The organism is Enterobacter huaxiensis, assembly GCF_003594935.2.
In the GTDB taxonomy this organism is placed as follows: Bacteria; Pseudomonadota; Gammaproteobacteria; order Enterobacterales; family Enterobacteriaceae; genus Enterobacter; species Enterobacter huaxiensis.
On sequence record NZ_CP043342.1, the window covers coordinates 3,179,994 to 3,197,747 of the forward strand.

Annotated in this window: 15 protein-coding genes; 10 read left to right on the forward strand and 5 right to left on the reverse strand. The window is 57.5% G+C overall.

Annotated features, from left to right (window positions below; translation table 11 throughout):
* Positions 1 to 25: 25 nt before the first annotated feature.
* Positions 26 to 346 carry an ATP-dependent Clp protease adapter ClpS gene (gene clpS, locus D5067_RS15215; RefSeq protein ID WP_119934877.1) on the reverse strand — a complete coding sequence of 107 codons (321 nt, stop codon included), beginning with the start codon at positions 344 to 346 and terminating at the stop codon, positions 26 to 28.
* A gap of 267 nt (positions 347 to 613) precedes the next feature.
* Between clpS and cspD the strand changes: the two genes are divergently transcribed.
* Positions 614 to 835: a cold shock-like protein CspD gene (gene cspD, locus D5067_RS15220; protein ID WP_006174390.1), complete on the forward strand. Its 222-nt coding sequence runs from the start codon at positions 614 to 616 to the stop codon at positions 833 to 835.
* Positions 836 to 905: 70 nt separating this feature from the next.
* Here cspD and macB read toward each other — a convergent pair whose 3' ends face one another.
* Together macB and macA are read right to left on the reverse strand one after the other, a co-directional pair.
* Positions 906 to 2,846, reverse strand: a complete 1,941-nt coding sequence (macB, locus tag D5067_RS15225) for a macrolide ABC transporter ATP-binding protein/permease MacB (RefSeq protein WP_119934878.1) — start codon at positions 2,844 to 2,846, stop codon at positions 906 to 908.
* On the reverse strand, positions 2,843 to 3,958 hold the full coding sequence (macA, locus tag D5067_RS15230; RefSeq protein WP_119934879.1) for a macrolide transporter subunit MacA: 1,116 nt from the start codon (positions 3,956 to 3,958) through the stop codon (positions 2,843 to 2,845). Before macA ends, macB begins: the two co-directional genes overlap by 4 nt.
* Positions 3,959 to 4,117: 159 nt before the next feature.
* On the opposite strand from macA, the gene D5067_RS15235 reads away from it, so the two are divergent.
* A complete protein-coding gene (locus D5067_RS15235; protein WP_119934880.1) occupies positions 4,118 to 5,074 on the forward strand; it encodes a VirK/YbjX family protein in 957 nt (318 codons plus the stop codon).
* Here D5067_RS15235 and D5067_RS15240 read toward each other — a convergent pair.
* Positions 5,071 to 6,729: an ATP-dependent endonuclease gene (locus D5067_RS15240; RefSeq protein WP_119934881.1), complete on the reverse strand. Its 1,659-nt coding sequence runs from the start codon at positions 6,727 to 6,729 to the stop codon at positions 5,071 to 5,073. The two genes, D5067_RS15235 and D5067_RS15240, sit on opposite strands and share 4 nt — an antisense overlap.
* Positions 6,730 to 7,101: 372 nt before the next feature.
* Here D5067_RS15240 and aqpZ point away from each other — a divergent pair, with 372 nt between their 5' ends.
* The 4 genes from aqpZ (at position 7,102) to hcr (ending at position 11,643) form a co-directional block, all read left to right on the forward strand.
* Entirely contained in the window at positions 7,102 to 7,797 is a 696-nt protein-coding gene (aqpZ, locus tag D5067_RS15245; protein ID WP_119934882.1) for an aquaporin Z, read from the forward strand.
* 170 nt (positions 7,798 to 7,967) lie between these two features.
* The gene (locus D5067_RS15250; RefSeq protein WP_119934883.1) at positions 7,968 to 8,867 is read left to right on the forward strand and encodes a LysO family transporter; all 900 of its coding nucleotides are present in this window, start codon (positions 7,968 to 7,970) and stop codon (positions 8,865 to 8,867) included.
* Between the two features lie 144 nt (positions 8,868 to 9,011).
* Positions 9,012 to 10,664 (forward strand): hydroxylamine reductase, encoded by a 1,653-nt coding sequence (gene hcp / locus D5067_RS15255; RefSeq protein WP_119934884.1) that lies wholly within the window; start codon positions 9,012 to 9,014, stop codon positions 10,662 to 10,664.
* A 10-nt stretch (positions 10,665 to 10,674) separates the two neighbouring features.
* On the forward strand, positions 10,675 to 11,643 hold the full coding sequence (gene hcr, locus D5067_RS15260; protein WP_119934885.1) for an NADH oxidoreductase: 969 nt from the start codon (positions 10,675 to 10,677) through the stop codon (positions 11,641 to 11,643).
* Positions 11,644 to 11,743: 100 nt separating this feature from the next.
* On the opposite strand, the gene D5067_RS15265 is transcribed toward hcr, so the two are convergent.
* Positions 11,744 to 12,178: a DoxX family protein gene (locus tag D5067_RS15265; RefSeq protein WP_119934886.1), complete on the reverse strand. Its 435-nt coding sequence runs from the start codon at positions 12,176 to 12,178 to the stop codon at positions 11,744 to 11,746.
* A 152-nt stretch (positions 12,179 to 12,330) separates the two neighbouring features.
* Between D5067_RS15265 and poxB the strand changes: the two genes are divergently transcribed.
* From poxB to D5067_RS15285, 4 genes are all read left to right on the forward strand, one after another.
* Positions 12,331 to 14,049, forward strand: coding sequence for a ubiquinone-dependent pyruvate dehydrogenase (gene poxB / locus D5067_RS15270; protein WP_119934887.1), 1,719 nt, complete (start codon positions 12,331 to 12,333; stop codon positions 14,047 to 14,049).
* Between the two features lie 38 nt (positions 14,050 to 14,087).
* The gene (gene ltaE / locus D5067_RS15275) at positions 14,088 to 15,089 is read left to right on the forward strand and encodes a low-specificity L-threonine aldolase (protein ID WP_119934888.1); all 1,002 of its coding nucleotides are present in this window, start codon (positions 14,088 to 14,090) and stop codon (positions 15,087 to 15,089) included.
* 10 nt (positions 15,090 to 15,099) lie between these two features.
* A complete protein-coding gene (locus D5067_RS15280; RefSeq protein WP_119934889.1) occupies positions 15,100 to 16,536 on the forward strand; it encodes an SDR family oxidoreductase in 1,437 nt (478 codons plus the stop codon).
* 93 nt (positions 16,537 to 16,629) lie between these two features.
* The gene (locus tag D5067_RS15285) at positions 16,630 to 17,643 is read left to right on the forward strand and encodes a 3-beta-hydroxysteroid dehydrogenase (protein ID WP_119934890.1); all 1,014 of its coding nucleotides are present in this window, start codon (positions 16,630 to 16,632) and stop codon (positions 17,641 to 17,643) included.
* Positions 17,644 to 17,754 lie beyond the last annotated feature (111 nt).

Consider the following 17,754-nt stretch of genomic DNA (forward strand, 5'->3'; position numbering starts at 1 on the left):
GCACCTCCCCCAATTTTATGCCTTTTCAGGCCTTTTCCAGCGTACACAGCAACGGATGCTCGTTCTCCCTTGCATAGTCGTTCACCATCGCCACTTTGGATTCTGCGACTTCGGCAGTAAAGATGCCGCAGATCGCTTTGCCTCGATAATGAACGGTAAGCATCAGTTGCGTTGCACGTTCTACATCATAAGAAAAGAACTTTTGTAGCACGTCAATAACAAATTCCATCGGCGTGTAATCATCGTTCATTAACATAACTTTATACATAGATGGCGGTTTTAGCGCGTCGCGCACTTTTTCTTCCGCCAGCTGGTCAAAATCCAGCCAGTCGTTACTCTTACCCATTTTGCATAATCACTATGAATCTACCTCAGATGTTAGATAACAATCATCTATTACTGTCATCCGCGATGTCTGTCACAAACTATTGCAATAGCGTTAACTGCTTCAAATTTTGGTTGATTATTGTCCCAACTCCGGTGCCAAACGCTTGACGGCTTCTTTCGTTTATCTAAATTGTACAAGCGTGAGTTGGCGAGGTTTTGAACAGCCCCCACTCCACCACCGGTTCATTCCATCTTAATTTATAAGATTTACGAAGGATGTCGAAGCATGGAAATGGGTACTGTTAAGTGGTTCAACAACGCCAAAGGGTTTGGCTTCATCTGCCCTGAAGGCGGCGGCGAGGATATCTTCGCTCACTATTCCACCATTCAGATGGATGGTTACAGGACGCTCAAAGCCGGGCAATCCGTCCGGTTCGATGTACACCAGGGGCCAAAAGGCAATCACGCCAGTCTAATCGTCCCCGTTGAAGCAGAAGCGGTTGCATAGCTCTCTGATTCATTGTGTACACCCCGCAGGCAAAATGCCAGCCCGATCGGCTGGCATTTTTATTTTCAGCCTATTCGCGCGCCAGCGCATCCACCGGATCCAGCCGCGCCGCATTGCGTGCCGGCAACCAGCCAAACAAAATGCCGGTGAAGGTCGAACACAGGAATGCCGTGAGGATCGCCACCGGCGAGAAGCCGATCTCCCAGCCCGGTAAAAAGAGCTGAAGCGCAAAGGCGATCATCATGGAGAGCGCAATGCCCATCGCTCCGCCCACCAGACACACTAGCACCGCCTCAATCAGAAACTGCTGCAGCACATCGCTGGCTCTGGCGCCGACAGCCATGCGGATGCCGATCTCTCGCGTGCGCTCCGTGACCGACACCAGCATGATATTCATCACCCCGATGCCGCCGACGACCAGCGAAATCACCGCCACCAGCGTCAGGAACATCTGAAGAGTACGTGTGGTCTTTTCCGCCGTTTTCAAGAGGCCGTCCATGTTCCAGGTGAAGAAATCCTTCTTCCCGTGGCGCAGCGTTAACAGCCGCTCGAGCTGCTGTTCGGCCATGGCGCTGTCGTAGCCCTCTTTTACGCGTACGGTGATAGAGTTGAGCCAGGATTGCCCCATGATCCGCCCGGAGATGGTGGTATAGGGCAGCCAGACGCGCAGGACCTTGCTGCTGCCAAACATCGACTGCTTCTCTTCCGCTACGCCGATTACGGTAGCAGGCATGTTGCCTACGAGGATCACTTCGCCGACCACGTTCGTTTTATTCGGGAAGAGCTGCCTGCGCGAGTTGTCATCCAATACCACGACCTGCGCTCTGCCCGCCAGCTGCTCTGCGTTAAAGGTAGAGCCCTGGCTAAAGGTCATACCGTAGACGTTGAAGTAATCACCGCTTACGCCGTTAGCGCTGGCCGCCACGTCAATATTGCCGTAGCGCAGGCGCAGGTTTTGCGACACCGCTGGCGTGGCCGAGTTGACCCACGGCTGCTTCTGGATCGCCGCCAGATCGTCGTATTTCAGCGCCTGCTGGTTCTGCGGCTCATCGTCACCAAAGTCTTTCCCGGGATAGACGTCAATGGTGTTGGTACCAATGGCGCGAATATCCGCCAGCACCAGCTGTTTCGCGGCATCGCCCACCACCACAATCGACACCACCGAGGCAATACCGATGATGATGCCGAGCATGGTCAGCAGGGTGCGCATTTTATTGGCGGCCATCGCCAGCCAGGCCATGGTCAGCGCTTCACGAAAGCCGCTGGAGAATTGACCCCAGCCGGTCGGCGCGGGCAACGCCTCTTTCGGTGCCGCCGCTCTGGACTGGCGCGGCGGCGGGTTGCTGACCAGCTCCCCGTCGTGGATCTCGATAATGCGCTCGGCCTGCGCCGCTACCTGCGGGTCGTGGGTGACGATAATCACCGTATGCCCCTGGTCGCGAAGCTGGTGAAGGATTGCCATTACCTCTTCGCCGGAATGGCTGTCGAGCGCTCCGGTCGGTTCGTCCGCGAGGATAACCTGCCCGCCGTTCATCAGCGCGCGGGCAATACTCACGCGCTGCTGCTGGCCACCGGAAAGCTGCGACGGCTGATAGTCCACCCGCTCCGCCAGCCCAAGACGCGTTAGCAGCGCCTTCGCGCGTTCGAGCCGCTTTTTCCGCTCCACGCCCGCATAGACCGCGGGCACTTCCACGTTTTGCGCCGCGCTCAGGTGCGAGAGAAGATGATAACGCTGGAAGATAAAGCCGAAGTGTTCACGGCGCAGCTTCGCCAGCGCGTCGCTGTCCAGCGTCGAAATGTCCGTTCCCGCCACCCGATAGGTGCCGCTGGTGGGTTTATCCAGACAGCCCAGAATATTCATCAGCGTCGATTTACCTGAGCCTGAGGCCCCGACAATCGCCACCATCTCGCCGGCTTCCACGCGCAGGGAGATGCCCTTCAGCACCTCCACCGGGCCGTCACCCGACGGATAGCTGCGACGAATATCATTCAGCTCCAGCAGGGCGGTCATTTAGCGGCTCCGGGCAGGCTTTCGCTGGTGACAACCTCCTCCCCCTCTTCCAGCCCTTTCACCACCACCACGTCGGTGTCGTTGCGCGCGCCAATCACCACTTCACGCTCGCGCGTTTCGCCGTTGCGCAGCACTTTGACCTTATAGCGGCTGTCGCCAGCGGACTCACCCAGCGCGGAGAGCGGTACGGTCAGCACGTTTTTCACGCCGGTCAGCTGAATGTGCACCTGCGCGGTCATGTCCAGACGCAGCACGCCCTGCGGGTTGGGTACTTCGAAGCGGGCATAGTAGAAAATGGCATCGTTCACTTTTTCCGGCGTCGGCAGAATATCTTTCAGCACGCCTTCATAGCGGGTCTGCGGATCGCCGAGTACGGTAAACCAGGCGTTCTGCCCCGGCTTGAGGTGAATGACATCCGCCTCTGAGACCTGCGCTTTCACCAGCATGGTGCTCATGTCTGCCAGCGTCAGGATATTCGGTGCCTGCTGCGCGGCTATCACCGTCTGGCCCTGCAGCGTAGTAATCTGGGTCACTTCCCCTGCCATCGGCGCAACGATTTTTGTGTAGTCGAGGTTGGTTTTAGCCGTATCGAGCGAGGCCTGGTTACGCTTGATTTGCGCGTCGATGGTGCCGATCTGCGCCTGTTTTACCGCCAGCTCCGTTGTGGCGGTATCCAGATCCTGCTTCGAAATTGCCTGGGTTTTGGCCAGCGCCTGCTGACGCGTCAGCGTCACCTGAGCAAGATTACGCTCCGCCTGCGCCTGCGCGCGCTGGGCGCGCAGCTCCATGAGCGTTGCCTCCACTTCGCGGATCTGGTTTTCAGCCTGTTCAGGATCGATAACCCCGAGGAGCTGGCCTTTTTTGACCTTGTCGCCAATCTCGACCGACAGCGTTTTCAGCTGGCCGCTCACCTGCGCACCCACGTCCACCTTGCGCAGGGCATCGAGTTTGCCCGTTGCCAGCACGTTTTGCTGGAGCTCGCCGGGGCGAACGATCAGCGTTTGATACTGTGGCACGGGCGCGTTAAGCACCTGCCATAGCCAGTAACCGCCGACTAATACGACCACCGCCAGCAGCAGAAACAGCTTTCTGCGTTTTCCCTTAAGGTTCATAAATATTCCAAATAAATGTTCTGGCAATCATAAGTGTTGATTCTATCTAAACCACTCCTCAACGAAACCCCTGATTTCTGGAATAGCCCCTCTTTATTTACATGACGTTGACATTACGCCTGCTGAAATGACGATCTTCCAAAAGGAGCAGGATCTAACATGTCTTCTATCGTCGATACACCTTATTCGCAACTACCGCTGCCTAAATCCGGCTGGCAGCTTTTTAAAAGCCTGGCATCCGGTGCCATCACGCCCGGGCTGGCGTGGCAAAACCCCGCCTATCGACGTAAGTTCATGTTACGCTCGCTGGCCGCACCGGTGAGCACAGCGCGCCTGCTCGCAGGCCTGGCAAAACAACCACGCCTGATGCAAATGCTGCAGGTACAGCCGGGTTTACCGTGCCGCCTGCACCGACCATGGCTGACGGTGAATATGTCCCGCCAGAGTGCACTGGAATCACTTGACTGCCATTATCAAACGCTGAGTCGCAAACTTCCTGCCGCGCTGCTGAACGGTTATCTGTCAAAACAAGGCATGACGCTGCTGACCTTAACCGGCAAAGATGAACAGCAATTTACCGTTCGCCTGTGTGCTGATGCGTTTATGGATAAAGAAGGTGAAGCGACCCTCGTCTTCTGCGATCGCCAGGGCACGGCGCTGGCTGAAATGACCTTCACGCTGTGCACGTTCGAAGGCAAGCTCACCCTTTTTATCGGCGGGTTACAGGGCGCGAAAGCGCATGTCCCCCATGAGCTCATTCAGGGCGCGACCAAAGCGTGCCACGGCCTGTTTCCGAAACGTCTGCTGGTGGAGGCCGCGATGACGCTGGGCGCCGCATTCCCGGTCGAACAGATCCTCGCGGTGAGTAACGCTACCCATATCTACCGCAGCTGGCGTTACCGCAAGAAAAAAGAAGGGACGCTGCTGGCGGATTACGACAGCTTCTGGCTCTCGATTGGCGGGCAAAAGCAGGATAACGGCAACTTCGCGCTGCCGTTGGTCATGCCGCGCAAACCGATGGAAGAGATTGCGAGTAAAAAACGCGCCGAATACCGCCGCCGCTACGTGCTGCTGGACAGCCTGATTGAACAGGTTTCTCTGGCAACCCGAAGCTAATCGGCTCTCCCGCGCGCCAGCCAGAGCACGCGGGAGAACATTTTGCGCAGCAGCCCCGGCACTGACTCAACGCCTCGCCTTCCCGCTTCCGTCGCCACTTCGATGGCGAGATCCGGTTTTGACGAACGATGAATGGCTTTGGCGATCACCCGGCGCATGTTCATGGGCACATCAACCGGGATCATCGCCACGCGATGAAAGACATCATCAAAGCCCTGACGATACATAAAGTGTTCCATGTCCATGGCAGGCAGTATTGTCAGGTGCTCGCGCTCCTCTTCCCGATCATTGTTAATTAAGCTGCGTACGGTCGCGGCATACTTTTTCCCCGCATCATCGCCATCCACCAGCACATGCCATTGAATCCCCATTCTGCGGGCGAATTTGATCAGCGGCTTCAAGCCCGACTGGGCAAACTCAATAACCTTAATGCCTTCCGCATCAAAGTGATGACCACACTGGCGCGCCAGCTCGTTGATTACCCATGTCTCGGTTTCCCCTTCTACCAGCAGCCAGCAGCGGGCAAACAGCGACGAGGCGCGGTTAAAGCGAATATGAAACGCGATGCGGCGGCTGTCTTCCGCATTCAGCCCGCCCGGCCCGAGCCGGTAAGCCGATACGCGCGAGGATTCACGCACCAGACGGCAGACGTATTCCACCGGCGTGAGCGATAACAGCTCGCCTGAATTGGTGGTTGTGATGCGCTGGAGCGGCAGAAGATTGAGCAGCTGCCACGCCACAGAGAGCATGATCGGGTGCAGGCGCGTTTCAGGGTCTTCCACCAGCAGCAGCGGCCGCGCATCGCGATCCAGCCGGACGGTGCCTTTGGCCTGCAGTAGCGTTGAGAACAACCCAAGCAGTATCACCCGATGGGTACGTCCACCGGGGCGGTCGATCATGCGGTTAATGATATCGAGGTAGCGCCAGCTTCGCTGTTCATCGTGAGAACGGCGGCGCATCAGGCGATGACGTGACTGCCCCGTGCCCTGCTCGGAAAAGTAGTGTTCCAGCAGCTGTACCATGGCAGACAGCCCCTGACGGATCTGCCCGTCCGTCAGGTTCTGCGGGCGTGACACCAGTTCGCGCGCAAGGAAATCCAGCTCGCGGGCGGTGACTTCGACGTCAGGCATATTCGGTACGGTGCCGTTGCGGATCCGGCGCATAAAGCGCGCATCGCGCAAGCGCAGAACGGGCGACAGGCGAATCAAATGACGAGCCAGTTCGTCAATATTATCCAGCGAGAGAGGATTACCTTTCTCGTCAAGGAACTCACGCAGGGTGAGCACCCCATCATTCTCTGCCATCTCACCTTCGAGGCGGTAGAAAATACGGTGATAATCATCATCACAAGGCACCCAGCAGGGTGACATTGGGCGGAACCGGCGCACGCGGTGGCGGCCTGGTTCGGACTCCCGGAAAGTCAAAATAATGTGCAGATGTTTTTCACGCCCGGCAACGTCGCCCGGCGGAAACCAGAAGTCATCATGAACGAAGTGGTACAAATCATCTTCAGGGGAAAGCAGCAGGGTCAGCGCATCCAGCAGGCTGGATTTACCCCATGCGTTTTCCCCGATCAGAACGTTATTTTGCTCCAGCTGCAGCGACAGGCGGTTGATACCGCGAAACCCGACAATTTCCACACGTTCGAGAAGCATACAACCCCCGCGAAATGATCACTTTTTCCTTCAAGTTATCAGCAGTATAGCGGCAGGAAGCCTGGCTGGACACCCTAACAGACGGTGATTATTTTGAGGATGAGCAATAAATTCAGAATTTACCCGTAAACTTTCATTTGAAATATTGCTACCGGCACAAGATACTAGCGCCCGCAAATTGGACTATGCTCTATTTACCTCCAGTTTGAACAAGGAATAACATCACATTGCCTTAAATCAAATTAATCGAATTTATTTAAGTGGCGAAGGGGTGTTGAAAGTTTCAAAATAATGGCTCTTTGAGTCGTCATCCCTTTATGGCGATATACCCGTGCGCGGGAAAACGTGCGGAAGTTTATTACTGAGGTGGTTATGTTTAGAAAATTAGCGGCAGAATGTTTCGGTACATTTTGGCTGGTGTTTGGCGGCTGCGGTAGCGCAGTTCTGGCCGCAGCGTTCCCAGAATTAGGGATCGGTTTCGTCGGCGTCGCACTGGCTTTCGGTTTAACCGTATTAACCATGGCATTCGCTGTGGGTCATATTTCCGGCGGTCATTTTAACCCGGCGGTAACCCTGGGATTATGGGCCGGCGGTCGTTTCCCGGTAAAAGACGTGCTGGGCTACATTATTGCGCAGGTTATAGGCGGCATTATTGCAGCGGCCGTACTGTACGTTATTGCCAGCGGCAAAGCCGGCTTTGACGCCGCGGCCAGCGGATTTGCTTCTAACGGTTTCGGTGAACACTCACCGGGCGGCTACTCCATGCTGTCTGCTATCGTCATTGAAATCGTGCTGACCGCAGGCTTCCTTCTGGTGATCCACGGCGCGACCGACAAACACGCACCGGCAGGTTTCGCCCCTATTGCCATTGGTCTGGCGCTGACGCTGATTCACCTGATCTCTATCCCGGTAACTAACACCTCCGTTAACCCGGCGCGCAGCACCGCGGTGGCTATCTTCCAGGGCGGCTGGGCGCTTGAGCAGCTGTGGTTGTTCTGGGTAATGCCAATTATCGGCGGTATTCTGGGTGGCGTGCTGTATCGCACCCTGCTGGAAAAACGCGATTAATCTTTCCCTCCCTCTCCCCATGGGAGAGGGCCAGGGTGAGGGCAACAGGCCGCACATACAGGCCGGGTAAGGCGTAGCCGCCTCCCGGCTTTGTTTTGCCCCTTTACTGAACAGCCTTTATTGGGTAGTGTCACTGGCGCTTAACAGATACTCAAAAGGACCGGCTGTTCATGTTTTCAGGACTCCTCATCATTCTGCTGCCCCTGATCGTGGGCTACCTCATTCCGCTGCACCGTGAATCCGCATTAAGACTTATTAATCATTTTCTCAGCTGGATTGTTTACGTCATTCTTTTCTTTATGGGGATTAGCCTGGCATTCCTTGATAACCTGGCGGCGAATTTATTATCGATACTGCATTATTCTGCCGTCACCATCGTGGTTATTATGCTGTGCAATATTGCGGCCCTCTTCTGGCTTGAGCGCACTATTCCCTGGAAAAATAAGCACCATCAGGAAAAACTGCCTTCCCGTATTGCAATGGCGCTGGAATCATTAAAACTGTGCGGCGTCGTGGTACTCGGTTTTCTTCTTGGCCTGACCGGTTTTTCATTTTTACAGCACGCGACCGAAGCCAGTGAATATACCCTGATATTCCTGCTGTTCCTGATTGGTATCCAGCTGCGAAATAACGGCATGACCCTGAAACAGATTGTCCTCAACCGTCGCGGAATGATGGTAGCGGTTGTGGTGATCGCCAGCTCAATGGTCGCGGGGGTCATTAACGCCTTTATTCTCGACCTGCCGCTGAAAACCGGCCTGGCGATGGCCTCCGGCTTCGGCTGGTATTCCCTCTCCGGGATCCTGCTGACCGAGTCCTTCGGCCCGGTGATTGGCAGCGCCGCTTTCTTTAACGATCTGGCGCGCGAGCTGATTGCCATCATGCTGATCCCGGGGCTGGTGCGCCGTAGCCGCTCCACCGCGCTGGGCTTATGTGGTGCCACCTCGATGGACTTTACCCTGCCGGTATTGCAACGCTCCGGCGGCATTGAGCTGGTGCCCGCCGCCATCGTACACGGCTTTATTTTGAGCCTGCTGGTTCCCATCCTGATGGCCTTATTCTCTGCCTGATACTCCTCTGGCGGTAGCAACCCTGCCGCCAAAATTGCGCTAAATCAATATCCCTCTATTTTGTAGAAGAAAGACCTTTTCTCCGTTCCGGCACAGGCATAACCTTAAACATGTATATCAAATATAACTTTAACAGGTGTGATTATGTTTTGTGTGCAATGTGAACAAACCATCCGTACTCCGGCAGGCAATGGCTGCTCTTACGCGCAGGGTATGTGCGGCAAAACCGCAGAAACGTCAGACCTGCAGGATCTGCTGATTGCGGCCCTGCAGGGGCTATCCGCATGGGCATTTAAGGCCCGCGAATACGGCATTGTTGACCACTACGTAGACAGCTTCGCCCCCCGCGCATTTTTCTCTACGCTGACCAACGTTAACTTCGACTCTCCTCGCATTGTCGGCTACGCGCGCGAAGCGATTGCCCTGCGTGAAGCGCTGAAAGCACAGTGCCTGAATGCCGATGCGAACGCCCGCGTTGAGAATCCTATGTCGGAACTCCAGCTGGTGAGCGACGACCTGGGTGACCTGCAGCGCCAGGCGGCAGAATTTACCCCGAATAAAGACAAAGCGGCGATTGGCGAGAACATTCTCGGCCTGCGTCTGCTGTGCCTGTACGGCCTGAAAGGTGCCGCGGCCTATATGGAACACGCGCACGTTCTCGGTCAGTACGACAACGATATCTACGCTCAGTACCACAAAATCATGGCATGGCTGGGCACATGGCCTTCCGATATGAACGCGCTGCTGGAGTGTTCAATGGAGATCGGCCAGATGAACTTCCGCGTGATGAGCATTCTGGATGCCGGTGAAACCAGCACCTACGGCCACCCGACGCCGACTCAGGTGAACGTGAAAGCGACCGAAGGCAAGTGCATCCTGATTTCCGGTCACGATCTTAAAGATCTCTACAACCTGTTGAAGCAGACCGAAGGGACCGGCGTTAACGTCTATACCCACGGTGAAATGCTGCCCGCGCACGGCTACCCGGAGCTGCGTAAATTTAAGCATCTGGTCGGTAACTACGGCAGCGGCTGGCAGAACCAGCAGGTTGAATTCGCCCGCTTCCCTGGCCCAATCGTGATGACCTCCAACTGCATCATCGACCCAACCGTAGGCGCGTATGACGACCGCATCTGGACGCGCAGCATTGTCGGCTGGCCGGGCGTCAGCCACCTCGAAGGTGACGACTTCGGTCCGGTAATCGCCCAGGCGCAGCAGATGGCGGGCTTCCCGTACAGCGAAATTGAACACCTGATCACCGTCGGCTTTGGTCGCGAAACCCTGCTGGGCGCCGCCGATTCCCTGATTGACCTGGTAAGCCGCGAAAAACTGCGCCACATCTTCCTGATCGGCGGCTGTGACGGCGCGCGCGGTGAGCGTAACTACTTCACCGATTTCGCCACCAGCGTACCGGAAGACTGCCTGATCCTGACCCTGGCCTGCGGGAAATACCGTTTCAACAAGCTGGACTTCGGCAACATCGAAGGCCTGCCGCGCCTGGTGGATGCGGGTCAGTGTAACGATGCGTACTCTGCCATTATTCTGGCGGTCACGCTGGCGGAGAAGCTGGGCTGCGGCGTGAACGATCTGCCGCTGTCGCTGGTGCTCTCCTGGTTTGAACAAAAAGCGATTGTCATCCTGCTGACCCTGCTCTCTCTCGGCGTCACCAACATCGTGACCGGCCCGACCGCGCCAGGCTTCCTGACGCCAGACCTGCTGGCGGTGCTGAACGAGAAATTCGGTCTGCGTTCAGTAACGAATGTAGAAGACGATATGAAGCAGCTGCTGAGCGCGTAAGGAGAGATTCATGACCATGCCAACCTCACAATGCCCGTGGCGGATGCAGGTTCATCACATCCATCAGGAGACGCCGGATGTGTGGACGCTGTCGCTGCTGTGCCACGACTACTATCCGTACCGTGCAGGTCAGTATGCGCTGGTCAGCGTCCGCAATTCTGCGGACACCCTGCGCGCCTACACGATCTCCTCAACGCCGGGCGTGAGCGAGTACATTACGCTGACCATCCGCCGCATTGATGACGGCGCGGGCTCTCAGTGGCTGACCCGCGACGTGAAGCGCGGAGACTACATCTGGCTGTCCGACGCGCAGGGTGAATTCACCTGTGACGACAAGGCAGAGGATAAATTCCTGCTGCTGGCGGCGGGCTGTGGCGTCACGCCGGTGATGTCGATGCGCCGCTGGCTGGCAAAAAACCGTCCGCAGGCTGACGTGCAGGTGATTTTCAGCGTACGTTCACCCGAGGATGTGATTTTTGCCGATGAGTGGCGCAATTATCCGGTAACGCTGGTGGCGGAAAACAACGCAACGCACGGCTTTGTTGCCGGTCGTCTGAGCCCCGAGCTGCTGCAAAGCGTGCCGGATATTGCGAACCGCACCGTAATGACCTGCGGCCCGGCGCCGTACATGGATATCGTGGAGAAGGAAGTGAAGGCGCTGGGCGTAACCCGCTTCTTCAAAGAGCAGTTCTTCACGCCCGTGGCGGAAGCGGCAACCAGCGGGATTCAGTTCACTAAGCTGCAGCCCGCACAGACCTTCTTTGGCCGCGTAGGTACCACGCTGCTGGAGGCGATGGAAAGCAACAAGGTGCCGGTGGTGGCTGCGTGTCGTGCCGGCGTGTGCGGCTGCTGCAAGACGAAGGTGGTCTCAGGGGAGTACAGCGTCACCAGCACCATGACGCTGTCCGAGGCGGAAATTGCCGAGGGCTATGTGCTGGCATGTTCCTGTCATCCGCAGGGGGATCTGGTCCTCGCATAAGCGTTAAACGTTCGATCGTAGGCCCGGTAAGCGTCAGCGCCACCGGGCTTTTTGTCGGGTGGCACTACGTTTACCCGACCTACAACAACTTTTGTTATCCTCAGCGCCACGCCGGATCTTTTCCTACCGCAAACCGCCCTGCTCCTAAAAATGCGACAGCCAGCGCGCCGATGAAGAAATACACCAGGCTTTCAATCGCCCATGCGCCCACGGCATCGAGCGCAAAGGTTTTGCCCGTCCCGACCATCAGCCATGCCACAATCATCGTAAAGGCCAGCACCAGCGCGGCCGGACGCGTAAAGAGCCCGATAACAATCAGGATCGGCGCGACCACTTCACCAATCAGCACGCCATAGGCGATAAACCCCGGCAGTCCCTTTTCCACCAGCATGCCGCTGATAAACCCCACCCCGCCAAATAACTTATGCAAACCGTGAAAAAGCATCAGCCCGCCAACGGCAAGTCGTAACAAGAGTTTGCCAAGATCGTCGCACGTTAGCTTTTCATTAACAGCAATTAACAATGATTTAACCATTTGAAATGATTCCTGTTTTCACCCGAGGTATCACCAGATTATGCCGAATAATTGCGCGTGAAAAGCACCTTTTAATTGGGGGTATTTGGCGGGCAATACGCAGACTTTCTTCTAAGCTTGTAAGCGATATCACATAAAGGAGAAGGACACCCATGAAACAAACCGTGGCTGCATACATAGCAAAAACCCTCGAACAGGCTGGCGTAAAACGTATCTGGGGCGTCACGGGCGACTCGCTGAATGGACTGAGCGATAGCCTTAACAAGATGAAAACCATCGAGTGGATGCCCACCCGCCATGAAGAAGTCGCCGCGTTCGCCGCGGGTGCCGAAGCGCAGCTCACGGGCGAGCTGGCCGTTTGCGCCGGCTCCTGCGGGCCGGGAAACCTGCATTTAATTAACGGTCTGTTCGACTGTCACCGTAACCACGTCCCCGTGCTGGCCATCGCGGCGCACATTCCCTCGTCAGAAATCGGCAGCGGCTATTTTCAGGAGACGCATCCGCAGGAGCTGTTCCGTGAATGCAGCCACTACTGCGAGCTGGTTTCATCCCCTGAGCAGATCCCGCAGGTGCTGGCGATTGCCATGCGCAAAGCCGTGCTGAACCGCGGGGTCTCGGTTGTCGTTATCCCCGGCGACGTCGCGCTTAAGGCGGCGCCTGAAGGGGCCAGCACCCACTGGTACCACGCCCCTCAGCCGGTCGTTACGCCTGCGGAAGAGGAGCTGAAAAAGCTGGCGCAGCTGCTGCGTTACTCAAGCAATATCGCCCTGATGTGCGGCAGCGGCTGCGCGGGGGCACACAAAGAGCTGGTCGAATTTGCGGGCAAGCTAAAAGCGCCGATCGTCCACGCCCTGCGCGGCAAAGAGCACGTGGAGTACGACAACCCGTACGACGTGGGCATGACCGGGCTGATCGGTTTTTCTTCCGGCTTCCACACCATGATGAACGCCGACACGCTGATCCTGCTCGGCACCCAGTTCCCATACCGTGCCTTCTACCCGTCGGATGCCAAAATCATCCAGATCGACATTAATCCCGGCAGCATCGGCGCGCACAGCAAAGTCGATATGGCGCTGATCGGCGATATCAAATCGACACTCGCCGCCCTGCTGCCGCTGCTGGAAGAGAAAACGGACCGCAAGTTCCTTGATAAGGCGTTGAGCGACTATCGCGACGCGCGCAAGGGGCTGGACGACCTTGCCAAACCGAGCGACAAAGCCATTCACCCGCAGTACCTGGCGCAGCAAATCAGCCACTTTGCCGACGACGACGCCATCTTCACCTGCGACGTCGGCACGCCAACCGTCTGGGCGGCGCGCTACCTCAAGATGAACGGCAAACGACGACTGCTCGGCTCGTTCAACCACGGATCGATGGCGAACGCCATGCCGCAGGCGCTGGGCGCGAAAGCGACCGCACCGGAGCGTCAGGTGGTGGCGATGTGCGGCGACGGCGGCTTCAGCATGCTGATGGGGGATTTTCTGTCGGTGGTGCAGATGAAGCTCCCGCTGAAAATCGTGGTCTTTAACAACAGCGTGCTGGGCTTCGTGGCGATGGAGATGAAGGCCGGCGGCTACCTGACCGACGGCACCGAGCTGCACGACACCAACTTCGCGCGCATCGCCGAGGCCTGCGGCATCACCGGCATTCGCGTGGAGAAAGCCTCAGAGGTGGATGAAGCCCTGCAGCGCGCCTTCTCCATCGACGGTCCGGTGCTGGTGGATGTGGTGGTTGCCAAAGAGGAGCTGGCGATCCCGCCGCAGATCAAGCTGGAGCAGGCTAAAGGCTTTAGCCTGTATATGCTGCGCGCCATCATCAGCGGGCGCGGTGACGAAGTGATCGAACTGGCAAAAACCAACTGGCTCAGGTAAAACATCTGGCATCGCCTTTTTAATAATAAGGACATGCCATGATCGATTTACGTAGTGATACCGTAACCCGCCCGAGCCGCGCCATGCTCGAAGAGATGATGGCCGCCCCGGTCGGGGACGACGTCTACGGCGATGACCCGACGGTCAACGAACTGCAGCGCTATGCGGCAGAGCTGAGCGGCAAGGAGGCCGCGCTGTTCCTGCCGACCGGCACGCAGGCCAACCTGGTCGCGCTGCTTAGCCACTGCGAGCGCGGTGAAGAGTACATTGTCGGCCAGGGCGCGCATAACTATCTGTATGAAGCGGGCGGCGCAGCGGTGCTCGGCAGCATTCAGCCGCAGCCCATTGACGCGGCTCCTGACGGCTCGCTGCCGCTCGATAAAGTGGCTGCAAAAATCAAGGCCGACGATATTCATTTCGCCCGCACTAAGCTGCTCAGCCTCGAAAACACCCATAACGGCAAAGTGCTGCCGCGTGAATACCTGAAAGCCGCGTGGGACTTTACCCGCGAGCGCAGGCTCGGCCTGCACGTTGACGGCGCACGCATTTTCAACGCCGTGGTGGAGTACGGCTGCGAGCTGAAAGAGATCGCGCAGTACTGCGACTCGTTCACCATCTGCCTCTCAAAAGGGCTGGGCACGCCTGTAGGTTCCCTGCTGGTGGGCAATGCGGACTACATAAAGCGTGCTAACCGCTGGCGCAAGATGACCGGCGGCGGCATGCGTCAGGCGGGTATTCTGGCGGCGGCGGGGCTGTATGCCCTGAAAAACAACGTAGCGCGCCTCAAGGACGACCACGAAAACGCCGCGTGGATGGCGGCGCAGCTGCGCGAAATCGGCGCAGACGTGATGCGTCACGACACCAATATGCTGTTCGTGCGCGTGGGCGACGAGCGCGCCGCCGCGCTGGGTGACTTTATGAAAGCACATGGCGTGCTGATCAACGCCTCTCCCGTCGTGCGTCTGGTCATGCATCTTGACGTAAGCCGCGAGCAGCTGGCAGAAGTTGTGAAACACTGGCAGGCGTTTTTACAGCGTTAAGGAGTATAACGTGCCGCAACGAATTCTGGTGCTCGGCGCCAGCGGGTATATCGGTCAGCATCTCACCGCTGCTCTCAGCCAGCAGGGGCACCGGGTGCTGGCAGCGGCACGCAGCACGGAACGCCTGCAAAAGCAAAATTTGCCCGGCGTGACCTGCCACAGTGTCGATCTCAACTGGCCTAAAGAGCTGCCCGCGCTGCTGGAAGGGGTCGACACGCTTTACTACCTGGTGCACAGCATGGGCGAAGGCGGGGATTTTATCGCCCACGAGCGTCAGGTGGCGATGAACGTTCGCGATGCCCTGCTGCAAACGCCGGTGAAACAGGTGATTTTTTTAAGCTCCCTGCAGGCACCCGAAAGCGAGCAGTCCGATCACCTGCGCGCCCGCCAGCTGACGGCGGAGACCCTGCGCGGCGCAAATGTTCCTCTCACCGAACTGCGCGCCGGGATCATCGTCGGCGCCGGTTCTGCCGCCTTCGAAGTGATGCGCGATATGGTCTACAACCTGCCGGTGCTTACCCCGCCGCGCTGGGTGCGATCGCGCACAACGCCGATTGCGCTGGAGAATTTACTCCACTATCTGGTGGCGCTGCTGGATCACCCTACCGACCAGCACCGCGTGCTGGAAGCCGCTGGCCCGGACGTGCTGAGCTATCAGGAGCAGTTTGAACATTTTATGCGCGTGAGCGGCCGGAGACGCTGGCTGGTGCCCATCCCCTTTCCAACCCGCTGGATCTCGGTGTGGTTTTTAAATGTCATTACGTCAGTCCCGCCGACCACCGCGAAAGCGCTGATCCAGGGGTTGAAGCACGATCTGCTGGCGGACGATCGCGCGCTGCGTGCGCTGATCCCGCAAGAGTTGATCCGCTTCGACGACGCGGTTCGCAATACGCTGAAAGAAGAAGAGAAGCTGGTGAACTCCAGCGACTGGGGCTACGACGCGCAGGCCTTTGCCCGCTGGCGGCCCGAGTATGGCTACTATCCGAAACAGGCAGGCTGCACGGTGAAAACCTCCGCCAGCCTTGCGGATCTGTGGGAGGTTGTGAATCAGATCGGCGGCAAAGATGGCTATTTCTTCGGCAACATTCTCTGGCAAACGCGCGGCGCAATGGATCTGCTAGTAGGACATCGTCTGGCAAAAGGTCGCCCTGCCGCTCCGTATCTGAACGTGGGCGATACGGTCGACAGCTGGAAGGTGATCATCGTTGAGCCAGAGAAACAGCTGGCACTGCTGTTCGGCATGAAAGCGCCGGGGCTGGGTCGGCTTTGCTTCACTCTCAAGGACAAAGGCGACCACCGGGAACTGGACGTGCGTGCCTGGTGGCATCCGCACGGAATGCCCGGTCTGTTCTACTGGCTGTTGATGATCCCCGCGCACCTGTTTATCTTCCGCGGAATGGCAAAACGTATTGCGCAACGGGCAGAACAAAAGACGGAAAATATCTAAATAAAACTCTTATTCTTTCACCTTTCCCATTGCATAGCGCCGTAATTCACGAAAGAATGCGCACGAAATTCTTTTTCAACACAGTGGATTGATATGAAGGTACTGGTTACCGGGGCGACCAGCGGCTTAGGCCGAAATGCGGTCGAGTTTCTGCGCAACAAAGGCATCAGCGTCAGGGCCACCGGTCGCAACGAGGCGATGGGTAAGCTGCTGCAAAAAATGGGCGCAGAGTTCATCCATGCTGACCTGACGGAGCTGGTCTCTTCTCAGGCTAAGGTGATGCTCGCCGGTATCGATACGCTGTGGCACTGCTCCAGCTTTACCTCTCCGTGGGGAACCCAGGAAGCCTTTGACCTCGCCAACGTGCGCGCCACGCGCCGTCTGGGCGAATGGGCGGTTGCCTGGGGCGTGCGTAACTTTGTTCATATCTCCTCCCCGTCACTCTATTTCGACTATCACCACCACCGCGACGTTAGGGAAGATTTTCGTCCCGCGCGCTTCGCCTGCGAGTTTGCCCGCAGCAAGGCGGCCAGCGAAGAGGTGATTGACCTGCTGGCGCAGTCCAACCCGCACACGCGATTTACCGTTTTACGCCCTCAGGGGCTGTTCGGTGCACATGACAAAGTGTTTATTCCACGCCTGGCGCAGATGATGCACCACTATGGCAGCGTCCTGCTGCCGCGCGGCGGTGATGCAATGGTGGATATGACGTACTACGAGAACGCCGTGCATGCGATGTGGCTGGCGAGCCAGCCGGACTGCGACAAGCTCATTTCCGGTCGCGCCTACAACATCACCAACGGCGAACCCTGCCGGCTTCGCAGCATTGTGCAGCGCTTAATTGACGAACTGCAGATCGACTGCCGCATCCGTTCAGTCCCGTACCCAATGCTGGATATGATCGCCCGCAGCATGGAGCGCTTTGGCAGTAAGTCCGCCAAAGAGCCCGCGCTGACCCACTACGGCGTGTCGAAGCTTAACTTTGATTTCACGCTGGATATTTCGCGGGCGGAGAACGAGCTTGGATATAAGCCGGTTGTGACGCTGGATGAAGGGATTGTGCGCACGGCGGCGTGGCTGCGGGATCACGGGAAGCTTCATCGCTAGCCTTTTTGCCCGGTGGCGGCTTCGCCTTACCGGGCCTACAACTGCACCTACCGTTCCCTCACCCCTTTAGCAGCGCCACCCGGCAAAAGACAGGGAGTGCGGCCTGATGCC

Bases quoted from the DNA above. Each gene is read 5' to 3' on its own strand.
- D5067_RS15265 (WP_119934886.1), bottom strand. From the start codon at position 12,178: ATGGTTAAATCATTGTTAATTGCTGTTAATGAAAAGCTAACGTGCGAC.
- poxB (WP_119934887.1), top strand. From the start codon at position 12,331: ATGAAACAAACCGTGGCTGCATACATAGCAAAAACCCTCGAACAGGCT.
- hcp (WP_119934884.1), top strand. From the start codon at position 9,012: ATGTTTTGTGTGCAATGTGAACAAACCATCCGTACTCCGGCAGGCAAT.
- cspD (WP_006174390.1), top strand. From the start codon at position 614: ATGGAAATGGGTACTGTTAAGTGGTTCAACAACGCCAAAGGGTTTGGC.
- D5067_RS15235 (WP_119934880.1), top strand. From the start codon at position 4,118: ATGTCTTCTATCGTCGATACACCTTATTCGCAACTACCGCTGCCTAAA.
- clpS (WP_119934877.1), bottom strand. From the start codon at position 346: ATGGGTAAGAGTAACGACTGGCTGGATTTTGACCAGCTGGCGGAAGAA.
- D5067_RS15240 (WP_119934881.1), bottom strand. From the start codon at position 6,729: ATGCTTCTCGAACGTGTGGAAATTGTCGGGTTTCGCGGTATCAACCGC.
- aqpZ (WP_119934882.1), top strand. From the start codon at position 7,102: ATGTTTAGAAAATTAGCGGCAGAATGTTTCGGTACATTTTGGCTGGTG.
- ltaE (WP_119934888.1), top strand. From the start codon at position 14,088: ATGATCGATTTACGTAGTGATACCGTAACCCGCCCGAGCCGCGCCATG.
- D5067_RS15250 (WP_119934883.1), top strand. From the start codon at position 7,968: ATGTTTTCAGGACTCCTCATCATTCTGCTGCCCCTGATCGTGGGCTAC.
- macB (WP_119934878.1), bottom strand. From the start codon at position 2,846: ATGACCGCCCTGCTGGAGCTGAATGATATTCGTCGCAGCTATCCGTCG.
- hcr (WP_119934885.1), top strand. From the start codon at position 10,675: ATGACCATGCCAACCTCACAATGCCCGTGGCGGATGCAGGTTCATCAC.
- D5067_RS15285 (WP_119934890.1), top strand. From the start codon at position 16,630: ATGAAGGTACTGGTTACCGGGGCGACCAGCGGCTTAGGCCGAAATGCG.
- macA (WP_119934879.1), bottom strand. From the start codon at position 3,958: ATGAACCTTAAGGGAAAACGCAGAAAGCTGTTTCTGCTGCTGGCGGTG.